Source organism: Nostoc sp., assembly GCF_036916975.1.
Classification (GTDB): domain Bacteria; phylum Cyanobacteriota; class Cyanobacteriia; order Cyanobacteriales; family Nostocaceae; genus Nostoc.
The window spans coordinates 1-18080 of the sequence record NZ_JBALFF010000096.1; the positions used below are offsets into that span (position 1 = coordinate 1).

The following is an 18080-nucleotide window of genomic DNA, read 5'->3' on the forward strand; positions in this document are numbered from 1 at the left end:
GTAGTTGCGCTTTAGCGCTAAAGCGCAACTACGAGCCAAATACAGAGATTTTACTTTTCGTTACATACTTTGGTTTTATCTTGCCTACCTACTTAGGGGTAATTAAATATAAGATCAAACCTCACCCTCAATCCCTCTCCTTATTAAGGAGAGGGAAGCTGGAGGGAATGAGGGTGAGGTTTTATATTTAATTTGACCCACTTACTTAGAATACCGATTCAGTATTTAGAGATTGTCTGCTATTCAAACTTTGAGGAGTGAATTTATAATGTTTCATCTGCTAACAGCTTTCGCACGGCGACTCCTGCGGAGTATCGCTTTTGTAATATTGCTAACTTTGATTAATAGTTTAATACTTCCTGCCGCCACTTGGGCTGCCTCTTCCGGTTTGGGAGTTAATAATGGTCATCTTAGTTCTTGTCCGGCTTCAGACAACTGTGTTGTTAGTCAAAATGGCGATTCCAAACATGCCATTAACCCAATTGCCTATCATATAGATCGCAATGCAGCACGAAAAACCTTACTCAAAGCTCTCACCGTTGTTCCACGCACAGAAATTATAGAACAGACAGATAATTACATCCACGCTCTTTCTAAAAGCCGCATCTTCAAATTTATTGATGATGTAGAGTTTTATTTCCCTCCGAATGAGTCAGTAATTCATGTGCGATCGGCGGCTCGCGTGGGAGAGTCGGATCTTGGTGTTAATCGTAGGCGTTTAGAGCAAATTCGTCTGGCTCTACGCGATCTAAATATTTGATTTTAGCTAATTTCCTTTCTCAATAATTCTGCAATCTGAGAAGGACGTTCAGCGACTGGAACTTCCGCTTCTTTTAAAGCAGCTAATTTACTTTGGGCTGTGCCAAAGTTAGAATCTCGTCCGATAACTGTTGCTAAAGTCCCAGTTTGACGCCAAGTTTTTCCTGGTGGTGCAAGTCTACCTGCAATGTAGGCAATTACTGGTTTATCAATTGCTTCGGTAATGTACCGGGCTGCTGCTTCTTCACTACCACCGCCAGGTTGACCGACTAAAACGATCGCCTCTGTAGTTTCATCCTCATCGAGTATTTGCAGCCATTGCAGAAAGGAGGAACCGACGATCGCATCACTACCAATACTGACACTAATCGACTGCCCCAAACCTGCTTTTGTTAATTCGTAAGCAACTTCGTAAGTGAGCGTACTACTACGACTAACGATCCCGATTGCCCCAGGAGTGTAAAATTCGCTTGGTTGAGTACCTAAAAGAATTTTCCCTGGGACAATGATCCCCGGACTATTTGGCCCAATTACCAAAGTTTCACAGGCTTCGGCTTTGCGGAGTAATTGCACCATATCCAAAGGCGGCACGCCAGCAGTGATAATAATGATTTGGCCAATATTAGATGCGATCGCTTCTAATGCCGCATCTAGCACGTCGTAAGGATCTACACAGATAATTGTTGTGTCAATTACCCCTAATTGTTCTATTACCTCCTCTACTAAGTCAAATACTGGCAGTCCATGCAGTTCCTGTCCGCCACATCCAGGATTGACACCGGCTACTAAGTTCGTACCATAAGCTTTCATTTGAGCAACATGAGTGCCTGATATAAATTCACAAAAGCCTTGAATTAACACTTTGCTGTCTGGCGTTAGGTTCATAAAAAATTACGGTAAGTTTGGCAACCCAGTAGTATATGACACTGGGCATAAAAACGACATATTTACAGTGTCGGATTGATTCAATTTTTTTTGAATTTTGAATTTGAAAAATGTGACACTCATTACCTCTTATTAGCCTTTGGTTTAGCCAGACGAACAGCTGCCGCCACTGCCTCATCTAAATTTTCTACAACAAGGAGTGCATTGCTGTGGGTTTTTAGTGTTGCTAAATACTTTCTCGCAGCATCAAATTCTGAACCAGCAAGACGGATAACTAAGGGTGAAAAATTCTGCTCTGGCCGATTTTTACTACCATTAGAATGCACAACCTGTGAGTTAAGTTCGCTGTTGTCTTGCTCCACAATTTTGGCTATAACTTCAACCACTTCCTCTGTTTGAGGAATGCTACCGAGAAAGTTAATTAATATTACTTGAATGCTGCTATCAGCCTCTAGGATTTTTAGACCTGTTTCTAGGCGATCGCAAAAAGTAGTTGGTGTAGTATCTGTGAGGAAAGCATGACGTAGATTTAAACAAAGACCTGGATTACCACCAGCATTAGCGACTAAATCTAAAGTTGCCATTACTGAACCAGTACCATTACCTAAAATACCGATTTTGCCGTGCATTTTAACACCATCCCAGTCACCCGATATACCATCTATCTCAGTACTGGTATGACGACTGATGATTTTTGCCGCCATCTCGGCGAGGTCTGGATGACGCTTGATCGACCGTTCGTTGACCCTGACTTTACCATTAAGAGCCATAACTTGACCAGTAGCACTGACTGCCAAGGGATTGATTTCAACTAAATCCAGGTCTTTTTGCACAAATAACTGGTACATCTTCTGGACAACGCAGCTTACCGACTGCATCAGCGCCCCCTGCAAACCCATTTTCAAAGCCAGTCGTCGGGCATAAAATGGCGAGAATTCTTGTTCTACGACAACATAGTGCATTTTTTCCCCAGCCGATTCCCAATCGATGTCTGCTTCTTTGCAACCTAAAAGTACTGGTCGGCAAACAGCAGTATCTAAAACCACCGCCAGATAAAATTCCTGGTTAGCGTCGTATTGGGATTCTGCCAGCACAACTTCTGGCAATTCGCCCCATATTGGTAAACTAAAGATATTTTGAGCAGCTGCGATCGCATCAATTGTAGTCTCCGCAAACCTTACACCACCTGCTTTTGCCCGTTCCGCTCCATGTACTTGAGATTTTAGTACAATTGGAAAGCGAATTTTTAAACGTTTCAAATCTGTGGGATGGTCAATTCGTTGGGAAGGCAATACAGGAATGCCTATCTTGCCAAACCATTCTTTAACTTGATACTCTAATAAATCCATTGATACACCTTGTATTCACACTTTCCCAGCCTTTGATTAGTGCTGTCTTAATATTTTGCAGCACTTTTATTTTAGAATTAAGCTTTTGGCAGCTATAAAAATTTATTTTTCACGAATCAATTTTATCGATTTCAGCCAATGAGGCACATTAATTTTGATAGCCAACCTGTTGGTGCTAGAGTCACAACATCTAATTTCTCTCTTCAGTAAGTTTCCTAGCATAGAAGATAAGTACCATTTCTGTCAAAACCCTCTGACTTAGCATCCTTTCCTTAACCTTTGGATAAATTTGTTACAACTGCCCTGCAACTAGAATCTTGCAGGGCATTAGCTCCTGTGTATTTTATTGTCCCGAAATAATGCAGTTAAAATACTCAAAAATTCTATTATTCCCATTTTTTATTTGTAATTTACATCTGAAGACAGATTATTTAATTTTGCATCTAGCACTGTGAAAATGTAGCGACGCGAACAATAATTGCTTTTTTAATTTTTGGTGAAAACTCCGAATGTGTGTTAGAACGTTGGTCGTTCAGATTTTCAGGCTGTGGTTGGTTAAACTGTGCATTTGCATTCAACAAAGCTAAAAAGTTTATTTCATTCTCTTAAAAATAATCAAAACAATATAGAAATTAAGCGGGAAAGCTCTATGAAAGTAGCAGTCCAGCAGGAAGACTTACAGCTTTTAGCCAAAGCTTTGCAGGAACAATTACTTGTAGAAGTCTCAACGGCTGAAGTCTTCGAGGTTAAGTGTGCCGTCAATAAAGACGGGCTAATGATTTTAACGCAACACGAATCAGATGTAATAGTTGATACTCAGATAATCTTTGCAGTAATTGAGGAAGTACTTCAGTCTCTAGCACCCAATAAAGAGCAGCGAGTGCAATGTTTTCTCAGAGTTTTTGGTGAACAACTCCCTTACGCGAAATGTTTCTTGGCTCTGAAGCAGACGGGGGGGTGGGGAGATGAGGGAGATGGGGAGGCAGAGGGGCAATACTTTTCTACCCTTTCTTCATCAGCTATTACTTATTCTCCATCAATTGATAAGACTGAGGAGGAACTGTTTGACCCGTTTGCAGATGCGCCGAATTTGCGGGCTTCAAAGCGAGCATCTCAAATCAAATCCATCTTGCTGGGTGTAGCTTTGGTGGGAGTTGTAGTCTTAGGCGGCGGTGCTTACTTATTGACTCGCCCTTGTGTGATGTCTGAGTGTAAAGAAATACAAAATGCCGAGCAATTAAAAACAAAATCTTCGCAACTGATGCGCCGCGCCAAGTCTGAAAAAGAATTAGTAGCTGTACAACAACAACTTGCGGCAGCTAGTACAGCTTTGAATGCAATTCCTAGTTGGTCGCCTCGTTACCAGGTGTCAGAAGAACTAAAAGCAAGTTTGTCTGGACGGTCAGAAAAAATCAGCCAGGTGGTTAAGGCTTTGCAGACGGCATCTTTGGCGACAGAAAAAGTTCAAACTCCTGTATCTAGCCTAGAGGAATTACAAGCTAGGCAACACTTATGGCGACAGGCTATAGCGCCACTAGAAAATATAAGTTCCAGTAGTGAACTCTATGGGCTGGTGCAAGGAAAATTATTTAATTATCGTGTCCGTTTGCACGCTGTAAATCAGCAGATAGTTACGGAGGAAAAATGGCTAAAAAAACTAACGGCAGCAAAAGTTATAGCTAGTGCAGCCAAGAATCAGGAAGCTACTGCTAAATCTTTGAATGACTGGCAAAAGGTGCAGTCTACTTGGCTGGTGGCCATTAATGCCTTGAATAGCATTCCTCTAACTAGCCCTGGATACCAAGAAGCCAAAAAGCTGTTGATAGATTATAAACCTAAGTTGGTAGCGGCACGCGATCGCGCTACTAAAGAACGATTAGCTCTACAAACCTACCAACAAGCCCGTATCACCGCCAATCAAGCCAAACTTTATCAGCAACAAAACCAATGGCTTGCAGCAGCGACATACTGGGATCAGGCTTTGCAAACTGCTAAAAAGATTTCCCAAGATAGCTTATACTACACTCAGGCTCAGTCTCTCATCGAACCTTATTCAACAGCCCTCAAACAAGCACAAGAAAAACTACAAGTGGTTAGTAGTTTGCAACAAACCCGCACTGACTTAGATAAAACCTGTATTAATAGAATTCGGATTTGCACCTTTAGCATAGACAATGCAGGAATTATTGTCCGGCTAACCCCTGAGTATGACCAAATAAGGCAAAATAACTTGGCTACTCCTTATTCTCAGAACTCGGATACTGCTGTTGACATTACCAATCACTTGCAAATCTTACGGGAAGCCTTAGCTGTAATTAGTGACAATGCCAGCCTGTCTCTTTTTCTCTACGATTCTCAAGGTCAGGTAATTTATACGCGGACTTTAGGTGGGTAGAAAAGTTAGGAGTTAGGAGTTAGGAATATATAGATATAGATTCCCGATTTCTGTTTAAGTCTATGGAGATTTGGTAATCTGCTGTTGTAGTTGTTGCACCTCCTCAACCGATAAGCCTGTTGCAGAAGCAATAATGTTGATTGTTATTCCTTGGCGCAAAAGATTAATAGCAATTTATCGTTGCTTTCTTACTTCTGCCTCTTCTTGAATAAAACGATAAATCACAGATTCCTGCATGATGTCCCTCCGCAATAAGCGATAAATTGAAGGGTTGTAAAGGGGAAAATAAAACAAATAATTACTCTAATTTCATCGGAAGATGACACAATGCTATTGTTTCTGTATTTTTAATTCACATTGTTGAAAAATATAATTAACTGCTGCAAATAATTTATCTAAATCTTGAATTAGATACAAATTTATATTCCGAGTAAATACATCAGCAATCAACTTTCCGAATTGCCATATTTTTCCGTTAGAAACAATCCCAAAAATCTCGCTGGCAAAATCATCATTAATTCGCTGCACTGCGATCATTTCAGCTAAACACTGACCCCAGCCTTCTTCAAATTTGTCTTGTTTAGCTTCAACCGTCAAAAAATAAGGTTTATCAAAAACAATCGTACCCAGAGGGTTTCGCTGTGTAACTGTATAATCTGGAACGCCTGATAAATCTTCATCGTAAACTAATGTTTCATGACTCCAAAGCGTTAATTTACTTCGGTAATTTTTCCATACTTCTTTCAATACTGGATAAATGAGATTTTCACAAATAGCATCTTCAGAATTATCAATAACTCCATCTGTAAATAGTAAATCTAATTCTTCTTTAAAAAACTGTTTAACTGGAAAATCTACTTCCATTATAAAATTAGACTGTACATATTTTATTTGAAATTTTTTAATTACTGCGCTAATACTTTTGTAATTACTAAATGCCATTTTAATTTACCTTTTATTAAAAATGTCATTACCTGACTAACTGCGCGGCGGAGTTAAAAAATTGACGACACAACCCCTTCGTGACTAAAACTGTTGTCAACAAGTTAGCAAAAGCCACCATAAACATAATCAAAATTTCGTAAGATACAGCATCCAAAGGTTTCACACCAGATAACAACTGTCCGGTGGTAATTCCTGGTATTGCTACCATACCGATGAGGAGCATTTGATTGAGAGTCGGAATCAATCCGGCTCTGATGGCATCTTTGCGATACTGGCTAACTGCTTGCTGGGGCGTTGCGCCTAAGCTCAAATGGGTTTCGATTTCGAGATGGCTGGAATTTATGGTGCTGACAAGACGATCGCCTGCCAAAGCAGCTGCATTGGTAGCATTACCTAAGACTATCCCTACTAAGGGAATTATATACTGTGGTTCATACCATCTTTCTGGTTGAATAATCAAAAAGTTGGTGTAAAGCACTGTCAGGGCGGTACTAATTAAAATTGCACCCCACACCAAAGGCAACACATAAGGAATTTTTGGAGTAATGCGATTTCGTGCGACAATCGCCGTAATTGTCAGCATTATTGTTAATATCGCCAAAACTGCCCAAGCATTGTCCAAAGCCAAAATGAAATCTAAAATGTATCCCAATACAAGTAGTTGTAAGATGGTTCTCCCAGTAGCAAGGGCTAAATTTAACTCTAGTCCTAATTTTTCCCAGGCAGATAAACCAATGGCGATCGCCATCAATCCCACAGCAATAGCTAAATCCACGAAATCCAGCTTGATCAACTCCTGCATGGGTTCTCTATCTCCTGGTATTTTCTTCTCAAAGCAGCCCACACAAGAGGAACTTTGAGCCGATGTGTTGGATCTTGGTTGATATATATCACCTTTATCAATTCAAAATTCAAAAATGGTACAACCTTAACATGGCAAACATCTAGTATGCTTACTATCTGTAAATTAAATGTGCGGTAGTTTCTGGCGCGACAATTTAAGTAAAAACCCTAATAGATGCGTATCTTGGGCGATAGTCTTTTAGTAGCTGCTTTTTGATTAACAATTCAATTAGCAAAAATTGACTCTCGAAGTGCATCCTTTGTATCTCCCAATAAAATAAGAACTCATGATCCAAAGTGTAAATCCTATCCCTGCCTTTGATATCAAGCAGCAATACACCACCATCGAAGCAGAAGTAAGTGCAGCCGTCTTAGAGGTTCTCGCTTCTGGCCGCTATATCGGCGGCCCCTTAGTCGAAGGCTTTGAGCAACAGTTTGCTGCTTATAATACTGTTACTCAATGTGTGGCTTGTAATTCTGGCACTGATGCACTCTACTTAGCGTTACGAGTCTTGGACATTGGTGCAGGTGATGAAGTGATTACAACGCCTTTCACTTTTATTGCTACGTCTGAAGTAATTAGCGCCGTGGGTGCAAAGCCTGTTTTCGTTGATATTGACGCTACTACGTTTAATTTGGATGTGGAGCAAGTCGCGGCGGCGATTACACCCAAAACTAAAGCGATTATCCCGGTTCACCTATTTGGACAACCTGTGGATATGACATCATTGATGGCGATCGCTCAGTCTCACAATTTGTCAATAATTGAAGATTGCGCTCAGTCTACAGGGGCAATGTGGGCTAATCAAAAAGTAGGAAGCATTGGAAGTATTGGTTGCTTTAGTTTCTACCCTACCAAAAATCTTGGTGGTTGCGGCGATGGCGGGGCAATAACGACTAATGATCCTGCGATCGCCACTAAACTGCGAATACTACGAGATCATGGCAGTAGAATTAGATATTTACATGAACAAATCGGTGTAAATAGCCGTTTGGATGCTCTCCAAGCAGCTATTTTGCAGATTAAGCTACGTTATTTAGATATTTGGAACGATCGCCGCCGAAATATTGCCAACTATTACTACCAGTATCTGTCTCAAGTTCCGGGAATCATCCCACCCCAAGAATTACCTGAAGGTATTGGGGTATGGAATCAATACACTATTCGCATCTCCGGCGAAGGGCGAAATGGTTCTAGCGCCAAATATCGAGATTGGGTGCGTAGTCAATTGCAAGAACAGGGCGTGAGTTCAATGATTTACTACCCCCACCCCTTACATTTACAGCCAGTTTATCAAAGTCTGGGCTATAAAATTGGGGACTTACCAATAGCAGAGCAAGCTTGCCATGAAGTCATATCTTTGCCTATGTACCCAGAACTGACAGAACAACAGCAAGATCAGGTGATTTATGCGCTGAAAAAAGTTATGAGTTAGGAATTTGAATTTTGAAGTTTGAATTTTGAAGTTAGGAGTTAAAAGTTTGAATTTTGAAGCTTGAAGTTAGCAATGAATAAGTTCCTTCAACTCCTAACTCCTAACTCCTAACTCCTAACTCCTAACTCCTAACTCCTAACTCCTAACTCATTTCATTACTGCATTTGCAGTCGCTAAGGCTTCTACCAAGCCACGTACAGCCGCAATCATTGCTATTTCGCTATTGAGTTGGTTGATGGCGGAACCAACACCAACACCAGCTGCACCAGCTGCGATCGCTAATGGTGCGGTAACGTTAGAAATGCCTGAAGCACACAATACTGGTACTGACACCACACGGGAAATCTCAAAAGCTGCTGCCAAGGTGGGAGCAGCTTTTTCAATTAATCCTAAAGTTCCAGGGTGAACTGGGTTACTGCTAGTACCGCCTTCGGTTTGGATAATATCTGCTCCAGCTTTCACCAGTTCTTCTGCTAACTGTACCTGTTGATCTAGTTCCAAAATGTGGGGAACGGTAACAGATAGGGTAATTTCCGGGAAGAGGGCGCGGGTTTGCTTAGTCAGTGCTAGCACTTCGGGAGCCTCAAAGCGCCGTCCTTGAGCATAAAAAGAATCAAAATTCCCGATTTCAATTAAATCAGCACCAGCCGCCACAGCTTGCACAAATTTTTCTGGTTCTACTGCTGATACACAAACTGGTAAATTTATCAAACTTTTAACTAACTTCACCAAGGTTGCATCTGCGGCAATATCGACAAAAGTAGCACCGCCAAATTCAGCAGCTTTAACAGTAGCAGCAACGCTAGCGGCATCGAAGTTATTCAAGCCGCTAATCACTTTTAGAACGCGGCGGTTAGTAAATGCACGTTGGAGTGTGGAATGCATCGTCATAATTTGGCTTTTGAAGCTACGAAAATTAGGTATATTCTACCGTCCCTTAGATGATCGGGGACTAAATCGCTATTGCAGTTGCCAAATCTTGATAGTTTTATCCAGTATGCTAGTCAAACTCTAGAGGCCACAAATCTGCAATTGGTACTTCCCATCCTGGAAGGAGTTCGGGAACTGTTAAAATATCGCCATCACGAAGTATTATTGCTTCTTGTCCAAAGTTGTAAACTTCAACAATCCGCTCATCTGGATTGAGCAAAATTCCTACTTTAGTTCCCAAACTCAGAAATTCTTGAATCTTGGCTCTCAAATCCTCTAAATTATCGCTAGGGGACTTCACCTCTACAGTTAAATCGGGAGCCAATTGAGCAAAAGACTTTGGACTACGACGCAAGCGTTCGGCTAAAACAAATGAGGCATCCGGTGCGCGTAAATTTGAATTTGGCAATCTGAAACCGGCGCTAGAAGCTGCTGTTCGTCCCAGTTTGCGCGGTCTAACCCAGTTACGTAACTGGGCTACCATCTCAGCTGCGACCTCATCTGATTCGTATCCTGATGGACTCATAACAATAATATTACCCTTGACTAGTTCCATGCGATAGTCGGGATGCTCTTGCTGCATTTGTTCCAAGTCTTCAAGCGTCAGGGACATAAAACCTCTTTAGGAGCGATCGCTTTATTTTGCCTAGAATTACTATACCGTAATACTTATAGACCTCTCCAGGAGCGATCGCCCCATGAATTCACCAGTCATCGCCAAACCTGTCACTCCAAAGACTTCCTATGTTTTGCTGTATAACGTCAGTTGGGATCAACTAGAAAAGTTAGATGTAGACCTAGAAGGTACAGGTGCCAGACTAACTTATTTAGATGGAATTTTAGAAATTATGTCCCCAGTTTCCGATGACCATGAAGATGCTAAAAGCACTACAAGTCTTTTGTTAGAAGCATATTTGAGAGAAAAGAAAATTCGTTTCTACGTTAGAGGAAGTGCTACACTCGGCAAACGCAAAGATGGTACGCGACGAGAACCAGATGAGTCTTATAACTTTGGGGCTAAAAAACCGATTCCAGATTTGATTATTGAAATTACTGTCACCAGTGGCGGAATTAATAAGTTGGAGATATACAAGCGTCTGAAAGTTCCAGAAGTCTGGTTTTGGGAAGATGGGCTACTTTCGGTATATTGTTTGCGAGATGAGGAATATGAAAAAGCCTCCAAAAGTTCTTTTTTCCCAGACTTAGATATAGAATTGCTAGCCCAGTATTCGCGCATGGCCGATCAATATGATGCAGTCAATGAGTTTAGTCAGGTAATTCGTAATTCGTAATTAAGTTTTGTTTGTAACGGGTATTTAGATTAAAGATGAAAAAATATAAGTAAGTGGGTCAAATTAAATATAAAACCTCACCCTGCCTCCGGCTTCCCTCTCCTTACTAAGGAGAGGGATTGAGGGTGAGGTTTGATCTTATATTTAATTATGCCTACCCACTTAAACAAGAATAAGCATTAATTAAATTCAAATAGTATTGCTTATTTTTCAAAACACTCCATTGCTGTTTGAACCTTCTCAACTTGCTTGGGTGCTTGCATTTCGTTAAAAAGTGCGATCGCTTGCACAAAATTTTCCCTACTTTGAGCAATTTCACCCATTGTTTTATGAGTCAATGCCAACTGATAATAAGCCTCAGCCAAGTCTGATTTAGCACCAATTTTATCAAGAATTTCTATCGCTTCTGAATGATGAAAAATTGCTCTGGCAAATTCTCTCTGTTCTCGAAAAAGTTCAGCTAGACAACTTATCGCTTTCGCCTTAATCTGGGTAAAGTTATTTTGTTCAGAATGAAATATAGCTCGTTGGCACAATTCAAAGGATTTTTTTAGATTACCTAAATTTTTATAAGTTAAGCAGAGAGTTACTAAACTATGCCCTATTCCCCATAAAGTCACTCTAGTTGATAATGACATGCCACAAAAGGCAAGTTCAGCAAGATTAAAGGCATCTTCTTTGCTACCAGAGCGTGATTTTATCAAAGCTAGGCAGCATTGAGCATAAGTCATATAATCATCAAGGTTGCTATTCTTTTCTGCAAGGCTACAAACAGAATTGAAACAATCTTCGGCTGCTTCTATTTCCCATAATTCAAGTTTACAAAGCCCTGTATTGAACAAAATAGATATTTTTGTTTGCTTGACATCTAATTTGCCTAATACCTCTTCTGATTTATCATAACATTCTATAGCTTCTCTAATACACCCGATAATTCGATATGTATACCCAAGGATATTGTAAAGTTTAATTAGTCTTTCTGGCGATTTTATATCGTCTATTATCCGTTTAATTACAGAGAAGTTTTTCTGGAGCAGTCCCAATTGGTAAAACGAGCAACCCAAAGGCAAACCTATACTCCACTGTTTACCTCGCCCTTGTAAAATTACATCACCAGCTTGCTCAAAATCACTAATTTCTACATAGTGATAATAAGCTTCTAAAGCTGTTAAGGCATCTGTGATATTTTTGATGGCTGTAACTCGTTGTGTCCAAGATTCGGCAGCTTTTCGGTTGACTAATTCCCATTCTTCGCTGACTAATCTTAATCTACTAATTGCTTCATCACGAATTACCGGATGCAGCCAATATTGTCCTTTTTTCGCTTCTATTAAAGACAAATCTTGCAGAGCTTTAATTACACCTCTACGTTTTTGCTCTGGTACATCCCAAAGCAAACATAAAACTCCCTCGATAGGTAATGAAGGAATATCTTGATAACGATAGCATCCTAAACGACACAAGAGGCGATAGGCTTCTAAGTCATTTTCTTGAAGACGGGTAAATTGACTGGCGACTAAATCTTTTAACTCTCTTTCTATTAATAAATCTGTACAATTTTCCTGCCAATAAGCATGTATATCACCAGAAAAATCTGTCAATATTGCTCCTCGCAGAATTTGCATTGCTTTGGCGTTACCTCCATAAGCTCTGCACATTTCACTGAGAATAGTACAATCACAATTGATATGGCAACTGCTGAAAAACTCTCGCCATGCTTCATCGTCTAAACCTTCGAGTGGATAGAGATAAACCTCTACACTAGACTCTCGCAAACGCTCACGACTTGTTACTAAAGTAACTGAATGCACATCCGAATCTGCTAATACTCTCAATAGCTCAACATAAGGGCGACGATCTTCTAGAAATTTGCCATTTTTATCGAGAGCAGTTTCTAGATTATCAATAAATACCCCAATTTTAGAAGTTTGTTCTCGGAGTTTGCGCCGTAGTCGTTCTAAGCTGATACCAAAGTCTCCTCCCGGTTCTTCGTTAAAGTATCGCCGTAGCCATTCTTCAACCACACTCTCTACAGGAGTAAGGTTTTGGATTTGTGTGGCCATCCACAGTTCTAGGACAAAATTAAATTTTTGACTTTTAAAATATTTGCGTGCTAATCTGGTTTTGCCAACACCACCTTCACCCTGGATCAGGATAAGTTTTTCTCCCCGACTGACTAAGGTGTGGAGTTCGGCTATTTGGCGATCGCGCCCCACAAATTTAGAATCTAAATCTTGGGGTTGAGTGCGATTCCCCGCTAGATTTGGAATATCGGCGATTTGTAGCGACTGTTGAGTTGTTCTAAACCTCTGAACCACTCCTTGGAAGGTAGATTTTGAGACTTTCTCTCCTAGCACTTTTGATAGTAAATGCCAAAGTTCTGCACCAACTGCTTTTAAATGCGCTTCTGTATAACGAAGGTTGTTGGCGATATCCTGGTAAGTCCGCTTTTCATCCTCCCACAAATGACTCAAGACAATCCTTTGAGTTTTATCTAAATGTTCTCCCGTCTTGAGAAAAACCAAGTTATCTACAAACTCTAAGGCTTCTTCTACACCCATTTGCTAACTTGATGTATCATTTGTAATTCATTATAACCATATTTTTACCACTTCTTCCTACTTGGGATACTACAAAATACTTTTTCCTACTCGGTAGGGAACTTACTTTTTCCGACTGCAAAGCATTATTGGCTGTATTATCCTTGTAATTAATACAGGCGAAGTTAAGTTAAGCGCCAAGAAAATGTGGTTGAGGAAAGATTTAGAGAGCGTTACTACTGCAAGCTTAGTAAATCACTGATGTTACTTGTTACTGTCCGATATTAATTACTCATGAAAGTGGTGTCTACTAAACAGGCAGTGGGTATTAACTAACTAGATTCTGTAGAGCATATTTACAACTAAGTATGTAATTCATTATCCTACAGGAGGTTCAATGATGTTAGACAGAGATTGTCATCATGATTGCAATCAAAATCAGTGTCCCTTTGCCCAAGATACACGAAATCCCAATAGATATGTTTGTCTCAAATGTGGTGTTGAGCGCGAAATAAATAAGTATTCCTCTGGTTTCGGCTCATTTTTGCTGCTGTTGTTGGGCTTGTTTATTTCGTTCCAACTATTAGCTAATTATGAAAAGCAAAACAATCCACAAAGACAACAACAGTCTTTAAACAATTCACCAAAGAAGGTGAATATGCTGGTATCAAACTAATCTTCAGGCTGGGCATGATTTCCCATAGCCTTGTTTTTTAAATGGGAAATGGGAAATCAAAAATAATATTCACTCCTCAAAAATTAGCTACTTTCGTGAGTAAAATTATGGACTCAAATCAAGATACGCTTCTATTTCGCTTTGCCTCTAAATCCTTGAAATATTTCTTGCTGGTGCTAGTTGGCATTGCGATCGCTTATGTTCTATCCAGTGGTTTAGGCATGTTACAAATCATACCCATACTACTGTACCTTTTACAACAGTTTTTGCTGCCACTGGGAATCATCCTGTTGTGTTTAATTACAACAACAGTAATTATTGAATCCCTACGTTAAAAATCGGGGGAGGGGGAGTTAGGAGTTAGGAGTTAGGAGTTAGGAGTTGGGAGTTGGGAGTGGGGAGTTAGGAGTTGGGAGTTGGGAGTTGGGAGTTAGGGGTTGGGAGTGGGGAGTTGGGAGTTGGGAGTTGGGAGTTGGGGGTTGGGGGTTGGGGGTTGGGGGTTGGGAGTTGAGATCAAATACATGCAGGATTATCTCGGCAAAGAGGGTTTCATCATTTGCGATCGCAAATGATGAATTTAGATAAAATAAATCTCCTAGAGATTCATCTTACTCCTAACTTATTTATTTGCCGTAGTAAACCCTGGCATTTTTGTATCCTATATTTTGCAGATACTTATTCCATTCCCCAGCTTGGAATCGATCGGAGAAAGGGCCGACTGCTATGTGTGGGCCTCGTGGTTGCGTTCTTTCGAGGACTCCGCCAGATCGTCCTAAACCTGGGCTAAATCGGGCTAGATTCTGCCTAATTTGTTCTGCGATCGCAGGCAACTGTTCTTGAGTGGCTGGAATCACGACATAATATCTAGAGCCTTGCTTTGGAGGATTTATATTATTGCGATCGCCTCTATAACTTCCATTACCTGGATCTATTTCCTGTTCGTTAGCGAAGCTGATAATTCGGGCGTTATATATGCCTCGTGACTGTAACTCACTCACCCGTTGTTGGGCGTTAGATACTCTGCTAAAAACTCCTGATTGAATTACATTCCGTCCTTGGTACTGGCGTATATAAGCACCGGGTTCAATCTGACGGATTGCTTGTAGCGTCTGGAAATCACTACCATCTACGTAAACTAAGTAGCGCTCAAAGTTCTGGTTTTGACTAAACTGTGCAGGTTGAGAGGGCTGAAAATCTTGCCCATACTGATTGTTTTGCAATGGTTGCGAAGGCTGAAAATCTTGCCCATACTGATTGTTTTGCAATGGTTGCGAAGGCTGAAAGTTTTGCTCAATTTGACTCTCCTCTACAGGTTGTAACTGCGGTGATGGCTGTTGACCAAAGGGAATTGGCGGTGGCGGTAAAGTTTCACCTGCTTGCCCTGCTAGTAGCACGTTGTTGGGAATCAGCAGTAACCATCCTCCCACTAACAAGGGGAGAAGTTTTATAGTGGGCTTCCAACCCTCAGAACTTCGACGCAGCATCTGTAATGAGATCAATTGATTTGGTAATCCTCTCGACATAGTACTTTAGAAAGTAATCAAAGTATTTTTAAATAATTTTGATCGGCAACCCCACTTACTTACGACGGGCTATTCGGCGTCGTTAATTGACAGGACTTACCCAAACAATAGCCGAAAAGAATGATTTTACGGTAGAGGCAATTGATGAATTGCCCCTACTACTGTAGTTTTGCGATCGCTAATTCTGTTCCTTTAAAACTGAAGTGCAGTGAGAGCAAGGCTTTGAAAGTGTGTGTGCTACAATTGGACAACCACGCATATCGTGTCGTGCAATGTATGAAAAAAGTCGTCGTTGGTCTTTCTGGTGGCGTTGACAGTTCCACCGCCGCCGCTATCCTGCACCATCAGGGCTATGAAGTGATTGGTTTGACTCTTTGGCTAATGAAAGGCAAAGGTCAATGTTGCTCTGAAGGTATGATCGACGCGGCTGAACTCTGTGAACAACTGGGCGTTCCCCATCAAATTGTCGATATTCGGGATCTCTTTCAGACGCAGATTGTCGATTATCTGGTGACTGGTTACAGTGCTGGAATCACGCCTTTGCCTTGCTCACAGTGCAATAAAACGGTGAAGTTTGGGCCAATGGTGCAGTATGCTCGTGAACAATTGGCGTGCGATCGCATTGCCACTGGTCATTATGCCCGAATTAACTATGACCAAGCAACAAGACGTTACCAATTATTAAGGGCTGTTGACCGCAACAAAGACCAGTCATACTTTCTCTATGATTTGTCTCAAGATTTACTAAGAGCAACGATATTTCCTCTGGGGGAACTCGAAAAAACTGACACGCGCCGCATTGCAACTGAATACGGACTGAAAACTGCTGACAAACCAGAAAGTCAAGACTTATGCTTAGTGGAAAGTAACGGTTCCATGCGGGGATTTTTGGATAAATATTTAGCTGCCAAAACAGGCGATATTGTCGATGTTACAGGCAAAGTTTTGGGACAGCATGATGGTGTGCATCATTATACCATTGGTCAGCGCAAAGGTTTGGGGATTGCTGCTGCCGAACCGTTGTATGTGATTGAATTAGATGCAGAAAATAATAAAGTAGTAGTAGGCGATCGCACCAAAGTAACTCAGCCAGAATGCACTGTAAATCGGGTAAATTGGGTTTCCATTGCCCAAGCATCGACTCCAATTCACGCCGATGTGCAAATTCGCTATCGTTCAACGCCTACACCAGCGACGGTGATTCCGTTGGAAAATTACCGTGTGCGTTTGGTGTTTGATGAACCCCAAATCAGCATCACTCCCGGACAAGCGGCGGTATGGTACGACGGGGAAAAAGTCTTAGGTGGCGGAATAATTGAACAGTTTAGTTAAAAATAACTCTTACCCTGTTTTGGCATAAAGCAAAACCACCCTTCCTCACTTGTAAGGAGGGGTATTTTTATTTTTAAATTGGTATGAGAATCAGCCCTTTGTTGAGACGGCGATTTATTGCGTCTTTTCGCTTAAGTAGGTAGGCAAGATAAAACCAAACTATGTAACGAAAAGTAAAGTTTCTGTATTTGGCTCGTAGTTGCGCTTTAGCGCTAAAGCGCAACTACGAGCCAGTGATGATTATTTCCGCCCACCTACTTAACCGAACCGTATTGAATAATAGCCTTTTCATCAACAAAAACATGTTTTTCATCACCAAAACCATAATTTTCGTAATAATCGCCTTTTATAGAATTGCCAAAGGCTCAACCTGACTTTTCACGGGATCTGGAAAACCTCACTTCTATTTCTCTCTTTCTTTAAAGATAGGACTTACGTATAAGAGATCCCCCAACCCCCTTATAAAAGTTGGCTCTTTCAAATCCCTCCCTTTTTAAGGTTTGCTCGGGGGGATCGAGGTTTCAGGTTTTGAGTGCCTAAGTCTTTTAAAGAGAGAGACTTTGAATTTTCCCCCTTAGAGCGTCGGTAAGTTGCTTGACTTTTTAGCAGTTTACAGGGTATTATATAAATAATGGAAAAGGTGCGCCCATATATACCACTTTCTCCAAAGATATTTGTTACTAATTTTCGACTTAGCGACGCAGCAGTAGAAAAGCAATTAAACCAACAAGAAAACCGAATGCGAATTTTACCCAACGCTGCTGGATAAATTGGATGAACCTCTCTTTTATTCCCCCTGTTGGTGTGGGCGTAGAGTTGATTTCGGCTATGAGAGTTTGGGCGTATTCTTGGATTGGTGCATAGTTAATGGTGGTGGCGAGTTCAGCCGCATGAGTTAAAGAATTAATTGCAGCTTCTGAGTCTCCCATGTTTAACTGTGCATTGGCGATAAAATATGCCAGGTTACGACTTTGACTGTAGATATGGCCAATTTGGATGTAGAGGTTTTGTGCTTGCTGGAGATATTCTAGTGCTTGCTGGCGATTTTCTTGCAACTTACCGAATTCTTGCAGGATGTTAGCTTCCCCCAAGCGATCGCCGATGTCGCGGTAAAATGACAAAGCGGTTTCGTAGCGTTGTAATGCTTCATCACTGCGTTTGAGGAACTGCAAAAC

At 41.0% G+C, this 18080-nt stretch carries 16 protein-coding genes; 7 read left to right on the forward strand and 9 right to left on the reverse strand.

Going from position 1 to position 18080, the window contains the following annotated elements:
• The first annotated feature begins 268 nt into the window (after positions 1-268).
• Entirely contained in the window at positions 269-760 is a 492-nt protein-coding gene (locus V7K73_RS24060) for a DUF1499 domain-containing protein (protein ID WP_334883739.1), read from the forward strand.
• Between the two features lie 2 nt (positions 761-762).
• Here V7K73_RS24060 and V7K73_RS24065 read toward each other — a convergent pair whose 3' ends face one another.
• Both V7K73_RS24065 and V7K73_RS24070 read right to left on the reverse strand, forming a co-directional pair.
• Positions 763-1644, reverse strand: coding sequence for a succinate--CoA ligase subunit alpha (locus tag V7K73_RS24065; RefSeq protein WP_334883741.1), 882 nt, complete (start codon positions 1642-1644; stop codon positions 763-765).
• 122 nt (positions 1645-1766) lie between these two features.
• Complete coding sequence (locus V7K73_RS24070; RefSeq protein WP_334883743.1) at positions 1767-2993, reverse strand: succinate--CoA ligase subunit beta; 1227 nt, start codon at positions 2991-2993, stop codon at positions 1767-1769.
• 649 nt (positions 2994-3642) lie between these two features.
• Here V7K73_RS24070 and V7K73_RS24075 point away from each other — a divergent pair.
• The gene (locus V7K73_RS24075; RefSeq protein WP_334883745.1) at positions 3643-5388 is read left to right on the forward strand and encodes a hypothetical protein; all 1746 of its coding nucleotides are present in this window, start codon (positions 3643-3645) and stop codon (positions 5386-5388) included.
• A 330-nt stretch (positions 5389-5718) separates the two neighbouring features.
• Here V7K73_RS24075 and V7K73_RS24080 read toward each other — a convergent pair whose 3' ends face one another.
• Together V7K73_RS24080 and V7K73_RS24085 are read right to left on the reverse strand one after the other, a co-directional pair.
• Positions 5719-6330, reverse strand: coding sequence for a hypothetical protein (locus V7K73_RS24080; RefSeq protein WP_334883747.1), 612 nt, complete (start codon positions 6328-6330; stop codon positions 5719-5721).
• A gap of 28 nt (positions 6331-6358) precedes the next feature.
• Positions 6359-7135, reverse strand: coding sequence for an ABC transporter permease (locus tag V7K73_RS24085; protein ID WP_334883749.1), 777 nt, complete (start codon positions 7133-7135; stop codon positions 6359-6361).
• A gap of 328 nt (positions 7136-7463) precedes the next feature.
• On the opposite strand from V7K73_RS24085, the gene V7K73_RS24090 reads away from it, so the two are divergent.
• Complete coding sequence (locus V7K73_RS24090; RefSeq protein WP_334883751.1) at positions 7464-8612, forward strand: DegT/DnrJ/EryC1/StrS family aminotransferase; 1149 nt, start codon at positions 7464-7466, stop codon at positions 8610-8612.
• A gap of 147 nt (positions 8613-8759) precedes the next feature.
• Here the strand turns inward: V7K73_RS24090 and V7K73_RS24095 are convergent, their stop codons facing one another.
• Both V7K73_RS24095 and V7K73_RS24100 read right to left on the reverse strand, forming a co-directional pair.
• Entirely contained in the window at positions 8760-9503 is a 744-nt protein-coding gene (locus V7K73_RS24095; RefSeq protein WP_334883754.1) for a DUF561 domain-containing protein, read from the reverse strand.
• A gap of 109 nt (positions 9504-9612) precedes the next feature.
• Entirely contained in the window at positions 9613-10155 is a 543-nt protein-coding gene (locus V7K73_RS24100; RefSeq protein ID WP_334883756.1) for a Uma2 family endonuclease, read from the reverse strand.
• A gap of 85 nt (positions 10156-10240) precedes the next feature.
• Here V7K73_RS24100 and V7K73_RS24105 point away from each other — a divergent pair, with 85 nt between their 5' ends.
• Positions 10241-10834, forward strand: a complete 594-nt coding sequence (locus V7K73_RS24105; protein ID WP_334883758.1) for a Uma2 family endonuclease — start codon at positions 10241-10243, stop codon at positions 10832-10834.
• A gap of 203 nt (positions 10835-11037) precedes the next feature.
• On the opposite strand, the gene V7K73_RS24110 is transcribed toward V7K73_RS24105, so the two are convergent.
• The gene (locus tag V7K73_RS24110) at positions 11038-13395 is read right to left on the reverse strand and encodes a tetratricopeptide repeat protein (RefSeq protein WP_334883760.1); all 2358 of its coding nucleotides are present in this window, start codon (positions 13393-13395) and stop codon (positions 11038-11040) included.
• A 376-nt stretch (positions 13396-13771) separates the two neighbouring features.
• Between V7K73_RS24110 and V7K73_RS24115 the strand changes: the two genes are divergently transcribed.
• Both V7K73_RS24115 and V7K73_RS24120 read left to right on the forward strand, forming a co-directional pair.
• Positions 13772-14050 (forward strand): hypothetical protein, encoded by a 279-nt coding sequence (locus V7K73_RS24115; RefSeq protein ID WP_334883762.1) that lies wholly within the window; start codon positions 13772-13774, stop codon positions 14048-14050.
• A gap of 107 nt (positions 14051-14157) precedes the next feature.
• Entirely contained in the window at positions 14158-14385 is a 228-nt protein-coding gene (locus V7K73_RS24120; protein WP_334883763.1) for a hypothetical protein, read from the forward strand.
• Positions 14386-14673: 288 nt separating this feature from the next.
• On the opposite strand, the gene V7K73_RS24125 is transcribed toward V7K73_RS24120, so the two are convergent.
• Positions 14674-15534, reverse strand: a complete 861-nt coding sequence (locus tag V7K73_RS24125; protein ID WP_334883764.1) for a hypothetical protein — start codon at positions 15532-15534, stop codon at positions 14674-14676.
• Positions 15535-15849: 315 nt separating this feature from the next.
• Between V7K73_RS24125 and mnmA the strand changes: the two genes are divergently transcribed.
• Positions 15850-16905: a tRNA 2-thiouridine(34) synthase MnmA gene (gene mnmA, locus V7K73_RS24130; protein ID WP_334883768.1), complete on the forward strand. Its 1056-nt coding sequence runs from the start codon at positions 15850-15852 to the stop codon at positions 16903-16905.
• 692 nt (positions 16906-17597) lie between these two features.
• Here mnmA and V7K73_RS24135 read toward each other — a convergent pair.
• A partial coding sequence (locus V7K73_RS24135) for a tetratricopeptide repeat protein (protein WP_334883766.1) occupies positions 17598-18080 on the reverse strand: 483 nt, incomplete at its 5' end.

Bases quoted from the DNA above. Each gene is read 5' to 3' on its own strand.
- V7K73_RS24115 (WP_334883762.1), top strand. From the start codon at position 13,772: ATGATGTTAGACAGAGATTGTCATCATGATTGCAATCAAAATCAGTGT.
- V7K73_RS24120 (WP_334883763.1), top strand. From the start codon at position 14,158: ATGGACTCAAATCAAGATACGCTTCTATTTCGCTTTGCCTCTAAATCC.
- V7K73_RS24085 (WP_334883749.1), bottom strand. From the start codon at position 7,135: ATGCAGGAGTTGATCAAGCTGGATTTCGTGGATTTAGCTATTGCTGTG.
- V7K73_RS24075 (WP_334883745.1), top strand. From the start codon at position 3,643: ATGAAAGTAGCAGTCCAGCAGGAAGACTTACAGCTTTTAGCCAAAGCT.
- mnmA (WP_334883768.1), top strand. From the start codon at position 15,850: ATGAAAAAAGTCGTCGTTGGTCTTTCTGGTGGCGTTGACAGTTCCACC.
- V7K73_RS24065 (WP_334883741.1), bottom strand. From the start codon at position 1,644: ATGAACCTAACGCCAGACAGCAAAGTGTTAATTCAAGGCTTTTGTGAA.
- V7K73_RS24060 (WP_334883739.1), top strand. From the start codon at position 269: ATGTTTCATCTGCTAACAGCTTTCGCACGGCGACTCCTGCGGAGTATC.
- V7K73_RS24110 (WP_334883760.1), bottom strand. From the start codon at position 13,395: ATGGGTGTAGAAGAAGCCTTAGAGTTTGTAGATAACTTGGTTTTTCTC.
- V7K73_RS24125 (WP_334883764.1), bottom strand. From the start codon at position 15,534: ATGCTGCGTCGAAGTTCTGAGGGTTGGAAGCCCACTATAAAACTTCTC.
- V7K73_RS24090 (WP_334883751.1), top strand. From the start codon at position 7,464: ATGATCCAAAGTGTAAATCCTATCCCTGCCTTTGATATCAAGCAGCAA.
- V7K73_RS24095 (WP_334883754.1), bottom strand. From the start codon at position 9,503: ATGACGATGCATTCCACACTCCAACGTGCATTTACTAACCGCCGCGTT.
- V7K73_RS24105 (WP_334883758.1), top strand. From the start codon at position 10,241: ATGAATTCACCAGTCATCGCCAAACCTGTCACTCCAAAGACTTCCTAT.
- V7K73_RS24100 (WP_334883756.1), bottom strand. From the start codon at position 10,155: ATGTCCCTGACGCTTGAAGACTTGGAACAAATGCAGCAAGAGCATCCC.
- V7K73_RS24080 (WP_334883747.1), bottom strand. From the start codon at position 6,330: ATGGCATTTAGTAATTACAAAAGTATTAGCGCAGTAATTAAAAAATTT.
- V7K73_RS24070 (WP_334883743.1), bottom strand. From the start codon at position 2,993: ATGGATTTATTAGAGTATCAAGTTAAAGAATGGTTTGGCAAGATAGGC.